The sequence below is a fragment of the Martinezella calliandrae genome (genome assembly GCF_030272695.1).
Classification (GTDB): Bacteria; Pseudomonadota; Alphaproteobacteria; order Rhizobiales; family Rhizobiaceae; genus Rhizobium; species Rhizobium calliandrae.
On record NZ_JARFYN010000222.1, the window covers coordinates 1 to 425 of the forward strand.

Consider the following 425-nt stretch of genomic DNA (forward strand, 5'->3'; position numbering starts at 1 on the left):
CTACGTAACGTTCTTCTCTAACAACAGAGTTTTACGATCCGAAAACCTTCTTCACTCACGCGGCGTTGCTCGGTCAGGGTTGCCCCCATTGCCGAAGATTCCCTACTGCTGCCTCCCGTAGGAGTCTGGGCCGTGTCTCAGTCCCAGTGTGGCCGATCACCCTCTCAGGTCGGCTATGTATCATCGCCTTGGTAGTCCTTTACACTACCAACTAGCTAATACAACGCGGGATCATCAAGTAGTGAAGCAATTGCTTCTTTCAAATAAGAATCATGCGATTCTCATTGTTATGCGGTATTAGCGTTCGTTTCCAAACGTTGTCCCCCGCTACTCGGCAGATTTCCCACGCGTTACTCACCCGTTCGCCGCTCTTCATAAAAATAGCAAGCTATCTTTAATCATCGCTCGACTTGCATGTATTAGGC

General features: G+C 49.2%; 1 rRNA gene. It reads right to left on the reverse strand.

Annotation, left to right across the window (positions count from 1 at the left end):
* Positions 1-425 (reverse strand): 16S ribosomal RNA (locus tag PY650_RS36840); the annotation flags it as partial.